At 68.2% G+C, this 20,018-nt stretch carries 14 protein-coding genes and 1 tRNA gene; 7 read left to right on the top strand and 8 right to left on the bottom strand.

The genetic code is table 11. From position 1 onward, the window contains the following. Window positions 1-37: 37 nt before the first annotated feature. The 3 genes from PEM_RS02200 to PEM_RS02190 all read left to right on the top strand — a co-directional run bounded on the left by PEM_RS02200 (window position 38) and on the right by PEM_RS02190 (window position 7,415). The gene (locus tag PEM_RS02200; RefSeq protein WP_065186357.1) at window positions 38-3,265 is read left to right on the top strand and encodes a hybrid sensor histidine kinase/response regulator; all 3,228 of its coding nucleotides are present in this window, start codon (window positions 38-40) and stop codon (window positions 3,263-3,265) included. Continuing rightward, window positions 3,262-3,903 (top strand): response regulator, encoded by a 642-nt coding sequence (locus PEM_RS02195; RefSeq protein ID WP_049416983.1) that lies wholly within the window; start codon window positions 3,262-3,264, stop codon window positions 3,901-3,903. Before PEM_RS02200 ends, PEM_RS02195 begins: the two co-directional genes overlap by 4 nt. 263 nt (window positions 3,904-4,166) lie before the next feature. Further along, the gene (locus PEM_RS02190) at window positions 4,167-7,415 is read left to right on the top strand and encodes an autotransporter outer membrane beta-barrel domain-containing protein (protein ID WP_111128842.1); all 3,249 of its coding nucleotides are present in this window, start codon (window positions 4,167-4,169) and stop codon (window positions 7,413-7,415) included. A gap of 503 nt (window positions 7,416-7,918) precedes the next feature. On the opposite strand, the gene ychF is transcribed toward PEM_RS02190, so the two are convergent. The 8 genes from ychF to PEM_RS02150 form a co-directional block, all read right to left on the bottom strand. Continuing rightward, window positions 7,919-9,010 carry a redox-regulated ATPase YchF gene (gene ychF / locus PEM_RS02185; RefSeq protein ID WP_005415403.1) on the bottom strand — a complete coding sequence of 364 codons (1,092 nt, stop codon included), beginning with the start codon at window positions 9,008-9,010 and terminating at the stop codon, window positions 7,919-7,921. Between the two features lie 142 nt (window positions 9,011-9,152). Continuing rightward, the gene (gene pth, locus PEM_RS02180; RefSeq protein WP_065178965.1) at window positions 9,153-9,731 is read right to left on the bottom strand and encodes an aminoacyl-tRNA hydrolase; all 579 of its coding nucleotides are present in this window, start codon (window positions 9,729-9,731) and stop codon (window positions 9,153-9,155) included. A gap of 48 nt (window positions 9,732-9,779) precedes the next feature. After that, window positions 9,780-10,397 (bottom strand): 50S ribosomal protein L25/general stress protein Ctc, encoded by a 618-nt coding sequence (locus PEM_RS02175; protein WP_005415401.1) that lies wholly within the window; start codon window positions 10,395-10,397, stop codon window positions 9,780-9,782. 110 nt (window positions 10,398-10,507) lie between these two features. After that, a complete protein-coding gene (locus tag PEM_RS02170; protein WP_005415400.1) occupies window positions 10,508-11,467 on the bottom strand; it encodes a ribose-phosphate diphosphokinase in 960 nt (319 codons plus the stop codon). A gap of 140 nt (window positions 11,468-11,607) precedes the next feature. Continuing rightward, window positions 11,608-11,684, bottom strand: a tRNA-Gln gene (locus tag PEM_RS02165). Between the two features lie 11 nt (window positions 11,685-11,695). Continuing rightward, entirely contained in the window at window positions 11,696-12,565 is an 870-nt protein-coding gene (ispE, locus tag PEM_RS02160; protein WP_065196902.1) for a 4-(cytidine 5'-diphospho)-2-C-methyl-D-erythritol kinase, read from the bottom strand. After that, window positions 12,562-13,221, bottom strand: a complete 660-nt coding sequence (gene lolB, locus PEM_RS02155) for a lipoprotein insertase outer membrane protein LolB (RefSeq protein WP_065178968.1) — start codon at window positions 13,219-13,221, stop codon at window positions 12,562-12,564. The genes ispE and lolB overlap by 4 nt, the downstream gene beginning before the upstream one ends. Further along, window positions 13,218-14,903 carry a tetratricopeptide repeat protein gene (locus PEM_RS02150; protein ID WP_181453495.1) on the bottom strand — a complete coding sequence of 562 codons (1,686 nt, stop codon included), beginning with the start codon at window positions 14,901-14,903 and terminating at the stop codon, window positions 13,218-13,220. Before PEM_RS02150 ends, lolB begins: the two co-directional genes overlap by 4 nt. 63 nt (window positions 14,904-14,966) lie before the next feature. Here PEM_RS02150 and hemA point away from each other — a divergent pair, with 63 nt between their 5' ends. Genes hemA through ppk2 form a run of 4 tightly spaced genes read left to right on the top strand, consistent with a single transcriptional unit; the run spans window position 14,967 to window position 19,851 of the window. After that, a complete protein-coding gene (gene hemA, locus PEM_RS02145; RefSeq protein WP_111128846.1) occupies window positions 14,967-16,250 on the top strand; it encodes a glutamyl-tRNA reductase in 1,284 nt (427 codons plus the stop codon). Further along, the gene (gene prfA, locus PEM_RS02140; RefSeq protein WP_014036080.1) at window positions 16,228-17,310 is read left to right on the top strand and encodes a peptide chain release factor 1; all 1,083 of its coding nucleotides are present in this window, start codon (window positions 16,228-16,230) and stop codon (window positions 17,308-17,310) included. The genes hemA and prfA overlap by 23 nt, the downstream gene beginning before the upstream one ends. Window positions 17,311-17,315: 5 nt before the next feature. Continuing rightward, window positions 17,316-19,022, top strand: a complete 1,707-nt coding sequence (locus PEM_RS02135) for a tetratricopeptide repeat protein (RefSeq protein WP_119706060.1) — start codon at window positions 17,316-17,318, stop codon at window positions 19,020-19,022. 46 nt (window positions 19,023-19,068) lie between these two features. Next, the gene (ppk2, locus tag PEM_RS02130) at window positions 19,069-19,851 is read left to right on the top strand and encodes a polyphosphate kinase 2 (RefSeq protein WP_005415392.1); all 783 of its coding nucleotides are present in this window, start codon (window positions 19,069-19,071) and stop codon (window positions 19,849-19,851) included. Window positions 19,852-20,018 lie beyond the last annotated feature (167 nt).

The following is a 20,018-nucleotide window of genomic DNA, read 5'->3' as shown; positions in this document are numbered from 1 at the left end:
CCGGTGCCGATGTCCGCCCCATGCCCTGAGACCTGCCATGCCGGCCGAGGCCGCTCCTGTACGCCGACTCGCTCGCCGCTCGCTCCGCGTCCATGCCCTGTTGATCGGCGTGGTGGTGCTGGCGACCCTGCAGGCCGGACTGCTGCTGTCGGCCGGCTCGCAACTGTTGAACGAAGAGCGCAGCAAGATCGAGTACCACTTCCGCCGCCTGGACGGCACGTTGCGCGAGCAGGAGCGCTTCCTGCGCCAGTGGCGGCTGCATGATGTCGGCGTACGAGGCCAGCCGGTTGCCGATGCCAGCGTGGAACTGCAACGCGGTCCGTTGTATGCCAACTTCGCGGTGATCGGGAGCGAGGGGGCCGGTCGTTCGCCACCGACCGAGCTGGGCGACCGGTTCCTGCGCTTCTACGGCACGTTCTGGTCCGCTTCGCGCTACCCACCACCGCAATGCCTGCTGGTCGATGGCCAGGGCACACGCGGGCTGCTGGCACCGGTACAGACCGTCGGTACCGATGCAAGCCAGAACAGCCCGCATCACCTGCGACCGGCGATCGCCGACATCCACCGCGCACTGGGTACGCGGCCCACGCTGCAGCGCGGCGGCATCGCCTGGGTAAGCGTGCCGTGGCGCGACCGGCAGACCTGGCTGCTCGCCATCGCCCACGCTCCGCAGGATGCGCGCCTGTGGGGGGAGGACGGCAAGGATTCGCAGGCCGCGCTGGCGTGCCTGCTCGATCCGGCACGCGTCGATGACTACCGGCAGGTGCTGGGTGTTCCGGTGTTCCAACGGCTGTCGCTGTTCGATGCCGATGGCCAGCGCCTGCTGGGCGATGCTGCAGATGCCAGCAACGCTGGCACCTCCTGGCAGGCAGGCCTGGGAGGCCTGCAGTTCCGCATGCGCAGCGAGCGCGGCTGGCTGGCGGTCTACCACGTCAGCTGGCGGCAGGTATTCCAGCACCCGCAGGGGCCGCTGCTCGGTGCGACGGTGGTGGCCCTGCTGCTGGCACTGGGTGGCACGCTGGTGCTGCGCGCGTATCGGCGTTCGGTCATCGAGCCGCTGCGCAGCAACCACGCGCGGCTGCTGGAAAGCGAAGCCTTCAGCCGCACCATCCTGGACAACGCGCCGATCGGGCTGTGCCTGCTGCACCGTACCGATGGCAATGTGCTGCTGGACAACACCCTCGCCCGCCGCTGGCTGGGCGAAGACCACCACAGCGGAGGCTGGCATGGCCCTTGGCGGCGCAGCGTGCTGTCCGCTGGAGGCACCACGCTCGGCGATGGGCTGGCCTACACCACGCCCGAAGGCCGCCACCTGCTGGTGACCGCGACGCCGGCGCGCTATCGCGGCGAGCCGGCGGTGCTGTGTCTGTTCATCGATCTCAGCAGCCAGCACGAAGCCGAGCAGGTGCTGCAGCAGGCGCGCCGTGCCGCCGACCAGGCCAACCGGGCCAAGAGCCAGTTCCTGGCCACCATGAGCCACGAGATCCGCACGCCGCTGTACGGCGTGCTCGGCACCCTCGAACTGCTCGGACTCACGCCACTGGATGCGCGTCAGCGGGACTACCTGGGGACGATCCAGCGTTCGTCCTCGACGCTGATGCAACTGATCAGCGACATCCTCGATGTCAGCAAGGCCGAGGCCGGGCAACTGAGCCTGGAACCCAGCCCGTTCGATCCAGTGCATCTGACCGAGGATGCGCTCGACTCGTATGCTGCCGCGGCCGCCAGCAAAGGGCTGCAGTTCTACGCCTGCATCGATGCCGACGTGCCGTCCGTGGTGTGCGGTGATGCGGCACGGATCCGCCAGATACTCAACAACCTGATCAGCAACGCGCTGAAGTTCACTGACAGCGGACGCGTGGTGGTGCGCGTCTCGGCACGCTGGCAAGAGCAGCGCTGCTGGCTGCAGTGGCAGGTCGCCGATACCGGCATCGGCATTGCCAGCGAGCACCAGGCACACCTGTTCGAGCCGTTCTTCCAGGCCAACCCGGGCACCGATGCGATGCGCGGCACCGGCCTGGGCCTTTCCATCTGCGCGCATCTTGTGGCGTTGATGGAAGGCCAGCTGCGCGTGGTCAGCGAGAGCGGCCTGGGCAGCAGCTTCAGCGTAGAACTGCCGCTGCCCCCGGCGCCGGCCGATCCGCAGCAATCTCCTGCGCCGCAGTTGCCTGCGGGCCTGCAGGTACAGGTGCGGGGTGGTGTGCGCGAGCTGGTCCAATCACTGTGCGACCGCCTGCAGCAGCGCGGTGCACTGGCCAGCGTGTACCGCGATGAAAGCGCGGCGGGCTTGCCGTCGTCCACCGTGCTGCTCGACCTGGTCCTGGGCGACGCGTTGCCCGGGTGGGTGGATGGACCGCGTGCGGTTGCCTGCCGCGACGGCGGCGTGCGGCCACGGCAGATCGATGGCGCCTGGCAGGTTGGCCTGCACCGGTTCGACGCGATCGTGCTCGCGTTGGCTGCCGCCAGTGGCCAGCCGCTGGCGGCCAGCGCCGAAGGGCGCCTGCCGGCGACGCGCCGTTTCGGCCTGCAGGTGCTGGTGGCCGAGGACAACCCGATCAACCAGGCGATCCTGCGCGACCAGCTGGAACAGCTCGGCTGCCGCGCCGTGGTCGCCAGCGACGGCAATGAAGCGTTGGGCTACTGGCAGCAGGACGAGTTCGCGCTGGTGCTGACCGACCTGAACATGCCCGGGCTGGATGGCTATGGCCTGGCGCGCGCCTTGCGGGCGCGCGGTGTCAGCGTGCCGATCCACGGCGCCACCGCCAATGCCGACCCGGCCGAACGCCAGCGCTGCCAGGAATCGGGCATGCAGGGCGTGCTGGTCAAGCCGATCACGCTGGAAGCGCTGCAACGCCTGCTGATCGGGATAACCCGGGGCGACGCAACGGTTCCCGCGCCATCGCAAGCACCGGAATCCACCGATACGGGCGATGATGATCTCCCGCTGCAGGTTCCCGCGAGGATGCAGGCGTTGTTCGTGCAGACCATGCAGGCCGACCTGGACAGCCTGCGCCAGTCGATTGCCAGCGCCGATCCCGCGCGCGTGGTGCAGGTACTGCATCGCATCCGTGGCGCACTGGTCATCGTGGGCGCACCCGCCCTGGTGGACAGCGGCCTGCAGATCGAGCACAGCCTTGCGAGCGGCGATGACCTGACCACCCAGGCGGCGTCGCTTGCCCACTTCCAGCGACGCCTCGAACAGCTGTTGCATCCGCTGCTTGATGCGGCCTCCCCTTCCCCACCTGACGACCCGACCCTGCCATGACCACACGGATCCTCATCGCCGACGACCACCCGATCGTGCTTGCCGGCATCCGCGACGTATTGGCCGGGGAACTGGACCTGGACGTGGTGGGTGAGGCGGCCGACCCGGCGACGCTGATCGAACTGATGACCCGCACCCGCCCACAGGTCGTGATCACCGACTACAGCATGCCGGGGGGCGACCGCTTCGGTGACGGCATCAAGCTGATCTCGTTCCTGCGCCGCAGCTTCCCGGAGACGCGCCTGCTGGTGCTGACGATGGTGTCCAATCCGTCGTTGGTTGCAGCGATGTATGCCGCCGGCGCCGGCGGCGTCGTGCTCAAGAGCCATGGATTGGGCAGCCTGGTACAGGCCCTGCGCGTGGTGCTGGCCGACCGCGTCTACCGGCCACCGGGCCTGCTGCCGGTCGCGGCGAGCGAACCAGCCGATGCCGATGCGGTCCGTGCACGCCTGTCGCCGCGCGAACTGGAAGTGATCCGGCTGTTTACCGGCGGCATGAGCGTGGGCGACATCGCACGCCAGCTGCAGCGCAGCGCCAAGACGGTCAGCACGCAGAAGATCAGTGCGATGCGCAAGCTCGGCGTGGACAGTGACCAGGCACTGATCGAGTACTGCCTGCAGGCCTCGTTGTTCGCCTGAGGCCCACTCCAGGCTGAATCCTGCGGGCCCCGTACGAGGGCCTGCGACGGCTTTAGGAAACGCCTGATTCCATAGGACAGTGCCGATTTCTAGGCTGGACGCATCCCGCCATGGTGCGCCTGCCGGCAGCAACCGCGTCGCCGTGGGGGACGGAAGCCCGATGGCGCCTGCAGCTGCTATCGCGTGTGGCTTCCGCAGCGACGCGGCCCTGCCGCGCCAGTCCGCGCAGCCCTGCTGCGCCCTGCCACAGGAAGTCCAACAGCATGTACGCCTCCCCCACTCGGCGCCGCCGAGCGTCCGGGCGCGCGCGCCTCGCGCCTGCTCCCCTCCTTCCCAGCCTGCTGGCAACCGCCCTGTGGGCGGCACTGCCGGTCCACGCCGCCGATCTGACCGGGCCCCTGCAGGTCAGCGACGGCAACAACCTGCAGCTGGGTGCCGATGATGTCCTCACCCATGGCGCGGGCAGCTTCGCACTGACCGTCACCGGCGCTGGCAGCAGCGCACTGATCGATGGCAGCCGCATCAACGTGACCGGTAATGGCAGCGCCGTGTCTGCTGCCAGTGGCGGCCAGGTGCAGCTGCGCGGTGCCACCCTGTCGATCGCACCCGCTACCGGCGTGGGCTTCTACACACTGTATGCCAATGGTGCCGGCAGCGTGATCGATGCGCGCGATGTCGATATCGATGCCACGCGCAACGGCAGCGGATTCGGCAGCGTGCAGGCCTACAACGGTGGCGTGATCCGTTACACCGGGGGCCGTCTTTCAGTGACAGGTACCGGTGCGGCGCTGGCCGGTGCGTCCGGCAAGGGCAGTGAACTGCACCTGGCCGATCTGCAGATGAGCGCCGACGGTGGTGCCCGCCTGCGCGCCGACAGCGCGGGCCTGCTGACGATCCGCAACAGCCGCATCACCCTCGCTCCCGGTGGCATCCTCGCCGGCGTTGCCGTCGATGGCGCGGGCAGCCGCGCCGAGCTGTATGACACCTACATGGAAGGCGGCTGGTTCGATATCGACAGTGGTGGCAGCGTGCTGCTGGAGAACGTGGAAGCGCACTCGGTGGGTGGCAGCATGCGCCTGCTCGGCAGCCGCATCAGCAAGACCTATTCCAGCGCAGTGATCAACGGCGGCAGCTTCTACACCGTCGGCGGCTATGGCGTGAACATCAACAGCTGGGGGCAGCTGACCGCCCGCGACGCCGCGTTCGATGTGCGTGATGGCTACTCCGGATTCTGGCTGGCCAGCGATGAGTCGCGCCTGCAGCTGACCGACAGCACCATCGACACCTGGACCGACACCTACGGCTACGGTGTCGAGATCGCTGGCGGTGTCGCCACCGTGCAGGGCGGCCGGATCACCACGCACGGCGATGCGACCTATGGCGTACGCGTGACCGGTTCCACCGGCAGCACCGCCAGCCGCATTGAAGCCACCGGAAGCGTGATCGACGTGCGCGGCAACGGGGGTGGCGGCGTGTTCATCGGTGGCTCCACCGCCACCGCGCTGCTCGACACCGTTGCGATCCGCGGCGACGGCGAGAACGTGTTCGGCATCGTGCACATGAACACCGCGCGGCTGACCCAGGCCGATCGCCTGGACATCCGCATGACCGGCAGCAACAGCGGTGGCTACCGCTCCTACCTGACCGCGTTCGGCCCGTACTGGAACCGCGCCACCTTCAATGACAGCCACATCGAGACCGCCAGCGGCGCCGCGTTCTGGCTGCAGGGCAGCAACCATGCGTTGACCGTCAATGGCAGCGATGTGACCGCAGGCGACGGCAGCGGGCGCCTGCTGCGCGTCAGCGACACGGTGTTCACCGATGGCAGCAGCGTGGCGACCAGCCGCATCGACTTCAGCGCCGACGCCAGCACGCTGCGCGGTGACGTGGTGGTCGACAGCGCAACGGCTGACGTACGCATGGTGCTGGGCAACGGCACCACGTTCAGCGGTGCTCTGCGCAACGACTCCGGCTACCAGGTCGCACACCTTGCGCTGGATGGCAGCAGCCAGTGGAACGTGCGTGCCAGTTCCAGCGTCGGCGCGCTCGAACACGCCGGCACCATCGCCTTCGATACCCCGGGGGCAAGCGGCTTCAAGACCGTCACTGTCAGCGGCGACTATGTGGGCAACGGGGGCCAGTGGATCTTCAACCGTGCACTGGGTGACGACACTTCGCTGGGCGACCAGCTGGTCATCAATGGCAACAGCAGCGGCACTGCCAGCGTGAGCGTGCGCAATGCCGGCGGTGCCGGTGCACTGACGCAGGAGGGTATCCGCCTGATCACCGTTGGCGGCCAGTCCGATGCACAGTTCAGCCTGCAGGGACGCGCGGTCGCCGGTGCCTACGACTACTTCCTGTTCAAGGGCGGCGTGTCGACCCCGGATGATGGCAACTGGTACCTGCGTTCGGAATACGTGCCACCCGTCGATCCGCCGGAGCCGCCGGAACCGCCGATTGATCCGCCGCAGCCGCCGGAGCCGCCGGTCGACCCGCCGTCACCGCCGGAACCGCCGGTCGACCCGCCGTTGCCGCCGGAACCGCCGATCGACCCGCCGCGCCCGCAGGTGGAACGCCCGGAACCGGCGGCTTACCTGGCCAACCGCAACGCCGCGCTGGGCATGTTCCGGCACAGCCTGCACGACCGCGCCGGTGACCCCGCCGCCGAGGCCGGCGCCAGCAGCGATGCCGTGGCCTGGATGCACCTTCGCAGCGCGCAGCCCGACAGCCACGACCGCAACCGCCAGGTCCAGGTCGATGGGCAGATCAGCAGCGTGCTGGTCGGCGTCGGCCGTCGCTTCGAGGTGGGCGGCGCGGGCGAACTGCAGGCAGGTGCGATGCTCGGCCACGGCCGCGCGCGCAATGACAGCCGCTCGCAGGTGACCGGCTACACCGCGCGTGGCGTGGTCACCGGCACCAGTGTGGGTGCCTATGCCACCTGGCTGCAGGATGCACGCATGCAAGGCGGCGCCTATGTGGATGGTTGGCTGCAGTACGGCCGCTTCCGCAACAGCGTGCAGGGCGATGGACTGCAGAAGGAACGTTATGACGCCCGCAACTGGAGTGCATCGGCCGAAGCTGGCTATGTGCTGCCCCTGCGGCGCACCGCGCAGCGCGGCATCTACCTGCAACCGCAACTGCAGGTAGTGCACAGCCGCTATGACAGCGACCGCGTGGTCGAGGCCAACGGCACGGTGGTCGAAGACCGCAGTGGTGACGAGACCAGCACCCGCCTCGGCCTGCGCCTGTACAGCCGTGGGTTGAGCGCGGCGCAGGGCCAGGTGCATCCGTACGTGGCAGTGAACTGGTGGTCCGGCGGCAATGGCGCGGGCCTGGCGATGGACGGTGAACGGCTGCAGCGGCAGTTGCCGCGCGACATCTACGAGGCCAAGGCCGGTGTACAGGTGGATCTGTCCGGCGGCTGGCGCGGCTGGGGCGAACTGAGCCGGCAGAGCGGCGGCATGGGCTTCCGCGACGTCGGTGCCCAGCTGGGCGTGTCGTACACCTGGTGATGCGGGAAGTGCCCGGCAAGGGAGTGCCGGGCGCTTTTTCCACATGCCGCGTGGAAAGCGGTGGGAGTTTGGTGTGGACAAGTGGCGGTGAGCTCCACGCACCAAGCGTTTCAGGGAGTGGCGTTTTTTTGTCCACGCCCATGCGCGGTTTTCCACATCCGCCGTGGAGAGTGGTTGGGATTTGGTGTGGACAAGTGGGTGCGAGCATTGCACCGCAGGCGTTTCGAAGCGTGGTGAAAATTTGTCCATATTGCACAGGCAACCTGGCAGAGCCGAGCCCACGCTCTGCTGATACCCCCTGAGCCGAGCGTAGGCTCGGCTCTACAGGGGAGCTGTGCGGTTTTCCACATGTGGCGTGGAAAGCGATGGGAGTTTGCTGTGGACAAGTGCCGGCGAACGTCACGCCGCAAGCGTTTCGCAGTGTGGTGATTTTTTGTCCATCGCCGGAAACGCGAACGCCCCGCACAGGGCGGGGCGTCCGGGGTCGATCCGTTGCCGCCGGATCAGACGTTGAAGCGGAAGTGCAGGATATCGCCTTCCTGCACGCGGTATTCCTTGCCTTCCAGGCGCAGGCGACCTGCTTCCTTGGCGCCGGCTTCGCCCTTGTACTTGATGAAGTCGTCATACGCGATGGTTTCGGCGCGGATGAAGCCCTTCTCGAAGTCGGTGTGGATGACCGCGGCGGCCTGCGGGGCAGTGGCGCCCTTGCGCACGGTCCACGCACGGACTTCCTTCACGCCAGCGGTGAAGTAGGTCTGCAGGCCGAGCAGGCTGTAGGCCGCGTTGATCACGCGGTTCAAGCCCGGCTCGCTCAGGCCCAGGTCGGCCAGGAAGGTATCGCGGTCCTCGTCGTCGAGCTGGGACAGCTCTTCTTCGATCGCGGCCGACACCGGTACCACCTGCGCGCCTTCTGCGGCGGCATGCGCGCGCACGGCTTCCAGGTGCGGGTTGTTCTCGAAACCGTCTTCCAGCACGTTGGCGATGTACATCACCGGCTTCAGGGTGAGCAGGAACAGGTCGCGCACCAGCGCCTTCTCTTCCTCGTCCAGGCCGGCCGAGCGGCCGGCCTTGCCCTCCGACAGCGCCGCCTGCAGCTTGGCCAGCACCGGCTTGCGCGCCGCTGCATCCTTGTCGCCGCCCTTGGCCGCACGCTCGGCACGGTTCAGTGCCTTCTCGACGCTGTCCAGGTCGGCCAGCGCCAGTTCGGTATCGATGGTTTCGATGTCCGAGATCGGATCGACCTTGCCGGCCACGTGCACGATGTCGCCGTGCTCGAAGCAGCGCACCACGTGAGTGATCGCATCGACTTCGCGGATGTGTGCCAGGAACTTGTTGCCCAGGCCTTCACCGCTGGCGGCGCCGGCTACCAGGCCGGCGATGTCGACGAACTCGACTGCGGTCGGGATGACCTTCTGCGGGTTGATGATGCCCGCCAGCTCGTTCAGGCGCGGATCCGGTACCGGCACGATGCCGACATTCGGCTCGATGGTGCAGAACGGGAAGTTCGCCGCGGCGATACCCGCCTTGGTCAGCGCATTGAACAGGGTCGACTTGCCGACGTTGGGCAGGCCGACGATGCCGCATTTGATACCCATGGGTGACAGCTCTCTGGGGTGAAAGTGATTGGTGAAACAGCGCGCGCGCTGCTTGGCCAATCCATCTCGGTGTCGATCATTGTGTGCCAACCAAGGTTGGCACCCACCGGAATCGGGAAGGTTGGCACCTACCCAAAGCGGTTTACTTCGGGGTGTGCAGCCGCTTCATCGCTTCGTTGAAATCGCCCTGCACCGCCAGCGGCATCACGTCGATCGCATCATCGATGGCGCGTGCAATCAGCACGTCGTCGTCCTTCGACGGGCGCCCCAGCACCCAACCCACCACGCGGTCCTTGTGGCCGGGATGGCCGATGCCCACGCGCAGGCGATGGAACTTGCCGTGGCCGAGCAGGCGGATGGTGTCGCGCAGGCCGTTCTGGCCGCCGTGGCCACCGTCGAACTTCAGCCGTGCCGCGCCGGGCGGCAGGTCCAGTTCGTCGTGGGCCAGCAGGGTTTCCTCCGGCTCGATCTTCCAGAACCGCTGGGCGGCGGTGACCGACTTGCCGCTGAGGTTCATGAAGGTGGCGGGCTTGAGCAGCCACACCGTCTGCCCGGCGATCTCGACCTTGGCGGTCTCGCCGAACAGCTTGCTGTCCACATTCCATCGCGCACCGGCTTTTTCCGCCAGGGCCTCAACGAAATGAAACCCGGCATTGTGCCGGGTCCGGGCGTGTTCAGATCCGGGGTTGCCCAGACCGACGATCAGTCGCAGTCCTGCCATGGTTCCTTCCAGTACGGTGCCTGCCCGGAGGCAGGCACCGTAACGGTATTACTCGGCGGCAGCCGCTTCTTCGTCAGCCGCGTCGGCCTTGCCGGCCTTGGCGGTGACGATGGCGTCGTCGTGGTCCTTGCCCAGCGCCAGCGCCGGGATTTCCACGCCCTTCGGCAGCTTGATGTCGGACAGGTACACCACGTCACCGGCCTTCAGCTCGCCCAGGTCGACTTCGATCGACTCCGGCAGGTCCTTCGGCAGGCAGGTGATGGTCACTTCCTTCAGTTCGTGGGTGACCACGACGTCGGCAGCCTTGCCAGCCGGCGAGGTGTCTTCGTTGACGAAGTGCAGCGGGACCGAAGCGGTCAGGGCTTCGTTCTCGTTCACGCGCTGGAAGTCCAGGTGCATGATCAGCTGCTTGTACGGGTGGCGCTGCATGTCACGCAGCAGGACCTTCTGCACCTGGCCGTCCAGGTTCAGGTCCAGGATCGAGGCATAGAACCACTCGTTCTGCTGGGCCAGCCAGATTTCGTTGTGGTCCAGGCTGATGGCGACCGGCTCGGCGTTGCCGCCGTACACGATGGCCGGGATCACACCAGCGTGACGCAGGCGGCGGCTCGCACCCTTACGCTGCAGTTCACGCTTGGTGACCTTGATTTCATGGGTCTTCGACATTTTCGACTACTCAGGTTGTTGCCTCGCCTTGCGGCTTGGCGGTTGAAGATGCTTCCGCGACCAGAAGCACCCGGGGTATGTCCCCGCCGTTGCCGGCAGGGACGAAAAACTCAGTCCACGTACAGCGAGCTGACCGACTCGCCGAAGGCGATGCGGCGCATCGTTTCGGCCAGCATTTCCGCCACGCTCAGCTGGCGGATCTTGCTGCACACCCGCGCGGCGTCCTTCAGCGGGATGGTGTCGGTCACCACCAGTTCGTCGAGCTGGGAATTGGTGATGTTGTCCACCGCCGGGCCCGACAGCACCGCGTGGGTGCAGTAGGCGGCGACCTTGAGCGCACCGCGCGCCTTCAGGGCAGCGGCAGCGGCGCACAGAGTGCCGGCGGTATCGACGATGTCATCGACCATGACGCAGGTCTTGCCTTCGACGTCGCCGATGATGTTCATCACGGTGGAGACGTTGGCGCGCGGGCGGCGCTTGTCGATGATCGCCAGGTCGGCGTCATCCAGGCGCTTGGCCACCGCACGGGCGCGGACCACGCCGCCCACGTCCGGCGAGACGACGATCAGGTTCTCGGTGCCGTAGGCGCGCCAGATGTCGGCCAGCAGCAGCGGGGACGCATACACGTTGTCCACCGGAATATCGAAGAAGCCCTGGATCTGGTCGGCGTGCAGGTCGACGGTCAGCACGCGATCAGCGCCCGCGGTGCTGAACATCTTGGCCGCCAGCTTGGCGGTGATCGGCACGCGCGAGGAGCGCATGCGGCGATCCTGGCGCGAGTAGCCGAAGTACGGCACCACGGCGGTCACGCTGGCCACCGATGCGCGCTTGAGCGCGTCGATCAGCACCAGCAGTTCCATCAGGTTTTCCGCGCTCGGCGCGCAGGTCGGCTGGATCACGAACACGTCCTGCTTGCGGACGTTCTCTTCGATCTCCACCTGCACTTCACCATCGGAGAAGTGCGAGACCAGCGCCTTGCCCGGGCGAACCCCCAGTTCCTTGCAGATGTTCTGCGCCAGACGTTTGTTGGCGTTGCCGGAAAAGACCAGCAGGTTCGGGGACTCTTGCATCATGATTGTCTCGGGCGGGGACGAGTGGCGGGGATCCGGGGGCGGCAAGGACCCGGATGGACCCTTGCTGCTGACAACACCGCGGTTGTTTCCACGTCCCGCGCGGGCGATGCGCTGGAAGGCGCGGACACAGCCGCTATTGGCAGGGGCGGTAGGATTCGAACCTACGAATGCCAGGATCAAAACCTGGTGCCTTGGGCCTCTTGGCGACGCCCCTGCATTGATAAATCAGTGTTGCTCGAGTGCATCCAGCAGTGGCGAACGCGCAACGCCCGCTGCCACCCTTGCCCGCAACTCCTTCGGCAATTTCGACCGTCCCTGCTCTGCAGCAGACTGCGACGCGAATTCGACGAAACAACCACTTCCCGAACCGGTCAGCCGCGCCGTGCCGATGTCGCTCAACGCGGCAAGCGCTGCCTCGACGGCAGGCTCACGGCGGCGCAGCACCGGTTCGAACGCGTTCCCGACCAGGGTCCCGGAAGCGAAGTCCTCTATTTTCGCCACTGGGCTGTCGCGCGTCAAATCCGGGTCTGCAAACAGGGCCGGCGTGGGAACATGAACGCCCGGTTCAACCACCACATACCAGGCCGGCGCCAGCGTGATCGGCTGCAGGCGCTCGCCCACCCCTTCGGCCCAGGCGTTGCGGCCGCGCACGAACACCGGCACGTCGGCGCCCAGGCGCAGGCCCAGCGCGGCCAGGGCATCTTCATCCAGGCCGGCATGCCAGAGCCGGTTCAGTACCACCAGTACGGTGGCCGCGTCGGACGAACCGCCGCCAAATCCACCACCGGCAGGAACGTGCTTTTCGACGATGATGTCAGCACCTTGCGCAACCTTCGCCGCTTCCTGGAGCAGACGCGCGGCGCGCACCGCCAGATCATCGGCCTCGGCCACGCCGGCCAGGCCCTCGCCCTGCCGGCGCACCTGGCCGTCTTCACGCAGGCGCAGGCCGATGCGGTCCCCCCAGTCCAGCAGGCGGAACACGGTCTGCAGTTCGTGGTAGCCGTCGGCCCGGCGGCCGGTAATGTGCAGGAACAGGTTCAGCTTGGCCGGGGCCGGCCACCAGGACCAGCCCGCGTCGTCGACTGCCCCGCTCATGGCGTGCCCTGCCCCCACTCGTCCACCAGCAGGCGCACCTTGGCGTCACCGTTGCTGGCCTCGATCCGGCGCGGCAGCGCCGGCCGTCCGGCGTCGGCCGGGTACCAGTCCAGGTACTGTACCTGCCAGCCCATCTGCTGCATGCGGCGGGGCCGGCCTTCGCCGTCGCGTTCGACCGTCTCGGGGCCGGCGGCGTCGCCGGCCACCAGGCCACGGATCCACTCCGGCAACTGGTTGACCGGAATGTCCCAGCCGGTCGCTTCCAGCAACAGCTGCTGGGCGTCCTCGCCGTCGCGCGGACCGCCTGCCAGTCCTTCCAGGCGGCCAGCTTCGGAATGGGTGTCACCGGTCAGCTTCCAGCTCTGCCGGGTCACCGGCGCGCTCAACTCCACCACGTAGCGGCGGCCTTGCTGCTTCCAGTCGATGCGACCGCTGCCGCCGTCCTTGCCCTTGCTGACCGCGACCCGGCCCTGGAAGGCCCAGTCCGGCTGTGCATGCAGGGCGGCCACGCGCGCCGCTTCGGCCTGCGCCGCTTCGGCCGAGACCGTCTCGACCACCGCCGGTGGCGGGGTCTTCTGCGTGCCCACGCTGGTACAGGCGGTCACCGCCAGGGTCGCAGCCGCCAACAGCAGCGGCCGGATCAGGGAAACACTCATGGATTGAATTTCTCGCGGGCGCGCAGCAGCGCGCGGTTTTCAGGGTCGAGCTTGGCCGCTTCGTCGAAGAAGTGGCGGGCCTCGTCATGCTTGCCCAGCACCCACAGCACCTCGCCGACATGGGCGGCGATCTCCGGGTCCTTGGCCAGGGTCCAGGCCCGGCGCAGCTGCACCAGCGCTTCGTCCTTGCGGCCCAGGCGATACAGCACCCAGCCATAGCTGTCGACGATGGCGGCGTTGTCCGGCTCGGCGACGCGGGCGCGGTCGATCAGCTCCAGCGCCTCCTGCAGGCGCCCGGTACGGTCAGCCAGGGTGTAGCCCAAGGCATTCAGGGCCGGCACGTTTTCCGGGTCGGTCACCAGGATCTTGCGCAGGTCGGCCTCGGCGCGCGGAATATCGTCACGACGCTCCCAGGTGAGCGCGCGGGCGTACAGCAGGCCATTGTCATCCGGGTAGGCGGCCAGGCCGCGGGCCAGCGCATCCAGTTCGCCAGCACTGTCATTGCCGCGCTGGCGCAGCTCGGCCTCCAGCAGATACGCGTCACGGCGCACATCATCATCGACCACCGCGTCGGACTGGATCGCGTGCACCTCATCCAGTGCCTGCGGCAGCCGTCCGGCCAGGGCCTGGGCGTTGGCCGCACGCAGGCGCGCCTCGCTCAGCTCATCACCGCCGGGCACACTGTGGTACCACTGCACCGCCTCGGGATAGCGCTTCAGGTATTCGGCGATCTTGCCCAGCAACAGGCGCTGCGCGGGGTCCGGCTTGGCCGCCTGCCGCGACAGTTCGTTGTAGAGGTTGGACAGCGCCGCCTTGTCGCCCTGCTTGGCCAACAGTGAAGCGCGCATGCCCCAGGTCTGCACATCCTGCGGGCCGAATGCCAGTACGCGCTCGGCCGCAGCCGGTTGCCCCAGGCTGTCGTAGGCGATGGCCACCGCATTGCGCAGCTCGGGGTCCTGCCGTGTCTTCGGCTCGACGTCGTGCAGCAGCGACAAGGCCTTGTCGGTCTCGCCGGCCTGCTGCAGCTGGCTGGCACGCAGCAACGCTACGCGCGGTTCTTCGGGGAAGCGCCTGACCACTTCATCGATCATGCGCCGCGCCAGGTCGGGCTTGTCCATGCGCAGGGCGAGGCGGCCGAACTCCTGCCAGGCCTCGATCTTCGGCGGAATCGCATTGGCATCGACCAGCTCGCCGAGCACCTGCGCCGGCACCGCCGGGTCGCGGCCACCGCCGATCAGCGCGGCCAGGGCGAACTTCCAGCCGCGCTCGTCGGGGTCGGCCAGCAGCGCCTGCAGTTCAGTGCGGGCGGCCTTCACATCGCCCTGGCGCATGGCCAGCGCACCGGCGGCGCTGCGCATGGTCAACGAACGCGGGGCGCGCTGCTGCCACAGGGCCAGGCCCCTGGCGGCGCTGGCGTCATCATTGGCAAGCATGGAGATACGGGTCGCGCGCTCGGCCAGGCCAGCGTCGCCGTCGGTCTGCTGCGCGGCCTGCAGGTACCAGCGCGCGGCCTCGGCCAGCTTGCCGGCCTGCAGGGCGAACTCACCGGCCATCACCGGCTCCAGCGCCAGTTCCCCGGTGGCCGCGGCCCGCACGGGGACCTTGGCCGGCACCGCCGCCAGGGCCTGGGCGCAGGCCAGGGACAGCAGCAGAACACTGGGGATGCGAATCAATGCGGGCATCGTCGGCATCGGGGCCTTAAAATGTCGTCCAATGGCCAGCAGCTTATCGCAAGCAACTGAACAATGACCCTGTGGGTGCTCGGACTGAATCACCAGACCGCACCGGTGGAGCTGCGCGAGCGCGCGGCCTTCGCCGGTGAGGCGTTGCCGCGTGCGCTGGGCTCGCTGCGCGATACCCCGCAGATCGCCGAGGCGGTCCTGCTGTCCACCTGCAACCGCACCGAGCTGTACGCCGTGGCCGACTCGGCACAGGCGCTGGACCAGTGGCTGCGCAGCCAGGCCGGCGACCTGCAGGGCTATCTGTACCAGCATGCCGATGCCGAGGCCGTGCGCCACCTGTTCCGGGTCGCCACCGGGCTGGACTCGATGGTGCTGGGCGAACCGCAGATCCTCGGCCAGGTGAAGGACGCCTGGTCGACCGCGCGCGACCATGGCCTGCTCGGCCAGCGCCTGGACCGCCTGTTCCAGCAGACCTTCTCGGTGGCCAAGCGGGCGCGCACCGATACCCAGGTCGGTGCCAACCCGGTATCGGTGGCGTCGGCCGCGGTGCGCCTGGCGCAGAACGCGTTCGCCCGGCTGGACGACTCCACCGTGCTGCTGGTCGGGGCCGGCGAGACCATCGAGCTGGCTGCACGGCACCTGAGCGAAGGCAAGGTGCGGCGGCTGCTGATCGCCAACCGCACCCTGGCCCACGCGCAGGAACTGGCCAGCCGCCATGGCGGCGTGGCCCTGCCGCTGACCGAACTGGACCGCCACCTGGGCGAGGCCGACGTGGTGTTCTCGGCCACCGCCGCGCGCGAGCCGGTGATCCATCGCGAGATGGTGGCCAAGGCCCTGCGTGCACGCCGGCACAAGCCGATGCTGCTGTTCGACCTGGCCGTTCCGCGCGACATCGAAGCCGAGGTCGGCACGCTCAACGATGCCTTCCTCTACACCGTCGATGATCTGGAACGCGCGGTGGAAGACAACCGTCGTGGCCGCCGCGAGGCCGCCGCCGAAGCCGAGGCGATCATCGACCTGCAGGTATCGCGTTACGTCGAGACCCAGCTGGCCAGTGCCCATCAGGCGCCTTTGCGGCAGCTGCGTGCGTTCGGCGAGGCCACCCGCGCCGAGTTGCTGGAGCGCGCACGCCAGCAGCTGGCCAACGGCAAGCCCGCCGACGAAGTGCTGGAGCTGCTGGCCCACGGCCTGACCAATCGCCTGCTGCATCCGCCGACCGCCGCACTGCGCGCCGCCGCGCTGAGTGGCGATGCCGACCTGACCCGCGCCGCCGAGCGCCTGTTCCCGGCCACGCCGGGCTACCGCCACCCACCCGTGAGACCCGATGACGCCGACCCTGCGCCGTAAGCTGGAAGCGCTGGCCGAGCGCCGCGAAGAACTGGAACGCCTGCTCGCCGAACCCGACGTGGTCGCCGACAACACCCGTTTCCGCGACCTTTCGCGCGAATTCGCCCAACTTGAACCGGTCGCCACTGCACTGGCCGATGAAGCCCGTGCCAAGGCCGACCTGGCCGCCGCCGAAGGCATGCGCGCCGACCCCGACCTGCGCGAGCTGGCCGACGAGGAAATCGCCGCCGCGCAGGCGCGCCTGCAGGAACTGGAGCAGGAGCTTGCGCTGCTGCTGGTGCCGCGTGACCCGCGCGACGAAGGCAACCTGTTCCTGGAAGTACGCGCCGGCACCGGCGGCGACGAAGCCGCGATCTTCGCCGGCGACCTGTTCCGCATGTACGCCCGCTATGCCGAGCGCCAGGGCTGGAAGGTCGAGATCGAATCGGACAACCCCGGCGAGCATGGCGGCTACAAGGAAGTGGTGGCACGTGTGGTCGGCCGGGGAGCGTTCTCGCGCCTGAAGTTCGAATCGGGCACGCACCGCGTGCAGCGCGTGCCGGCCACCGAATCGCAGGGCCGCATCCATACCTCGGCGGCGACCGTGGCGATCATTCCCGAGGCCGACGAAGTCGATGACATCGTCATCAATCCGGCCGACCTGAAGGTGGATACGTTCCGCTCGTCCGGCGCCGGTGGTCAGCACGTCAACAAGACTGAGTCCGCGATCCGCATCACCCATGTGCCAACCGGCGTGGTGGTGGAGTGCCAGACCGAGCGCAGCCAGCACGCCAACCGCGACAAGGCGATGAAGCGCCTGAAGGCGCAGCTGCTCGATGCCGAGCGCCAGCGCCAGGACGCGGCACAGGCCGAATCGCGGCGCCTGCAGGTCGGCAGCGGCGATCGCAGCCAGCGCATCCGCACCTACAACTTCCCGCAGGGCCGGATCACCGACCACCGCGTGGAAGGCCTGACGTTGTACGACCTGCCCAACATCCTGGCCGGTGACCTCGACCCGCTGCTGCAGCGGCTCAGCCACGAACACCAGGTCGACGCCCTGGCCCAGCTGTCGGCGGGCTGAGCACGATGACGGCCTGGCAGCAGCGGCAGCACCTGCAGCAGGCGATCGCACGCCAGCCCGGCGACTTCGTCGCCTGGGTGATGCTGGCCGACCTGGAACTGGAAGCCGGCGACATCGCTGCCGGCGAGCAGGCCGCACGACACGCCCTGCAACTGCGCCCGAACCACCCCGAAGCGCTGGCGCGGCTGGGGCGCGTGGCGTGGATGGCCGGCGCGCACGCCGACGCGGCGAAGCTGCTCGGCCAGGCCTCGGCATTGGCCCCGCAGCACCCGGGCATCGCGCTGTGGCTGGGCCATGCGCTGGAAGATGCCGATGATGCCGAAGGCGCGGCAGCGGCCTATCGGCGCGCGCACGCGCTGATGCCGGGCGAACCCTACATCGCGGCCCAGCGCCTGGCCTGGCAGCGCCGCCTGTGTGACTGGCAGGACGTGGACACGCTGGGTGCGCAGGTACGTGCCGCGCTCGCTTCCGGGCAGGGTGCAGTGGAACCTTTCGCCTTCCTCAGTGAAGACGTAAGCGCTGCGGAGCAGTTGGCCTGTGCGCGCGCACGCGCGGCGGTCGTTGCGTCGGCGGTGCGCCCCCTTCCTGCAGTGAAGGTTCGCGAGCACGGCGCGTTGCGCGTCGGCTTCCTCTCCAATGGCTTCGGCGCGCATCCCACCGGGCTGCTGACCGTGGCCCTGCTCGAACACCTGCGCCATGACCCGGCGCTGCAGCTGCACCTGTTCGCGCTGAACCGCGCCGATGGCAGCCGCATCCGCGAACGCCTGCAGGCCGCCACCCGGCTGCATGAGGTGGCCGCACTGCGGCATGCCGATATCGCGGCCCGCATACGTGCACAGGGCATCGACCTGCTGTTCGACCTGCGCGGCTGGGGGGGCGGCGGCACGCCCGAAGTGCTGGCCATGCGCCCGGCCCCGTTGCAGCTGAACTGGCTGGCCTACCCCGGCACATCGGGTGCGCGCTGGCTGGATGCCGTGGTCGCCGACGAATTCGTGCTGCCGGCATCGCTGGAACGTCACTTCAGCGAACGCGTCCTGCGCCTGCCACGTGCCTTCCAGCCCTCGGACAACACCCGCGTACTGGAGCCGGCACCGTCCCGCGCGGAGTGCGGCCTGCCCGAACACGGCGTGGTGTTCTGCTGCTTCAACAACAGCTACAAGCTCAACCCGCGCAGCATGGGCCGCGCCTTCGCAGTGCTGCAGGCCGTGCCCGACAGCGTGCTGTGGCTGCTGTCCGGGCCCGGCAAGGCCGATGCGCGCCTGCGTGCGGCCGCGCAGGCCGCCGGCCTGGATCCGGCGCGGCTGGTGTTCATGGCCAAGCTGCCGCATCCGCAGTACCTGGCCCGCTATCACCTGGCCGACCTGTTCCTCGACACCCATCCGTACAACGCGCACACCACCGCCTCCGATGCGCTGTGGGCCGGCTGCCCGGTACTGACCTGCCCGGGCGATACCTTCGCCGCGCGCGTGGCCGGCAGCCTCAACCATCATCTGGGTCTTTCGCGGATGAACGTTGCCGACGATGCGGCGTTCATCGCCACCGCCAGCGCGCTGGGCAACGACCCGGTGGCGCTGGCAGCGTTGCGTGCCGAACTGGCGCAGGCACGCGAAGACAGTGGTGTGTTCGACATGGCCGGTTTTGCCCATGACCTTTCCGCCCTGCTGCAGACGCTGGCGGGCGAGCAGGGCTGGCAGGGCGTCGACACCCCCTGAGCAACCCGTGCGCTACGCTCCGGCTTCCTCCCCGCGTGGTGTGACGATGGCCAAGCTCAAGCGCAAGGACTACGACGAACTGCTGCTGCCGCTGCAGCTGGAACTGACCGCAATGGCGCGCTGGGTGCAGTACAGCGGGCAACGCCTGCTGGTGCTGTTCGAAGGCCGCGATACAGCTGGCAAGGGCGGCGCGATCCAGGCCATCAGCCAGCATCTCAACCCGCGCCAATGCCGGGTGGTGGCGCTGCCCAAGCCCACCGACCGTGAAGCCACGCAGTGGTACTTCCAGCGTTACGCCGCGCATCTTCCCGCCGCCGGCGAGATCGTGCTGATGGACCGCAGCTGGTACAACCGTGCCGGTGTTGAACGGGTGATGGGTTATTGCAGCGAAACCGAATACCAGCAGTTCCTGCGCCAGGCGCCGGTGTTCGAACAGCTGCTGGTGGACGACGGCATCCTGCTGTTCAAGTACTGGTTGTGCGTGGACCAGGAGCAACAGGAAAAGCGCTTCGCCGAACGCCATCTCGATCCGCTGAAGGGCTGGAAGCTCTCACCGGTCGACCTGAAATCGCGCAGCAAGTACAGCGCGTACACCGAGGCACGCGAGGCGATGCTGCGCGCGACGCATCGCGAGGCGGCGCCGTGGACGCTGGTGGACTTCAACGACCAGCGGCTGGGGCGGCTGACGCTGGTGCGCAACCTGCTGGACCGGTTGCCGGACACGCGGGTGGACGCACCGTTGCCGGAGCTGCCGAAGCTGAAGGGCAAGCTGCATCGCGAGCACTACGATGTGCTGAAGCCGATCGAGGATTTCCCGGTCGAAGATTAGGGTGGGTCGGCAGGGCCTGCGGCCCTACACCTGCCGAAGCCAGAGCAACGGCAACAGCCGGCTCTGGGAGTTTTGCTTGTTGGCTGGGGTGGTGTGGGTTGGCAGGACACGCCGTAAACCCATCCATGGGGGCTCGATGGCGCCATCCATGGCGCCAACGGTCCTGC

The sequence above is a fragment of the Stenotrophomonas sp. Pemsol genome (genome assembly GCF_003586545.1).
Taxonomy (GTDB): Bacteria; Pseudomonadota; Gammaproteobacteria; order Xanthomonadales; family Xanthomonadaceae; genus Stenotrophomonas; species Stenotrophomonas sepilia.
Note: the sequence above shows the minus strand (reverse complement) of the source record. Positions and strands in the feature narration are given on the sequence as shown.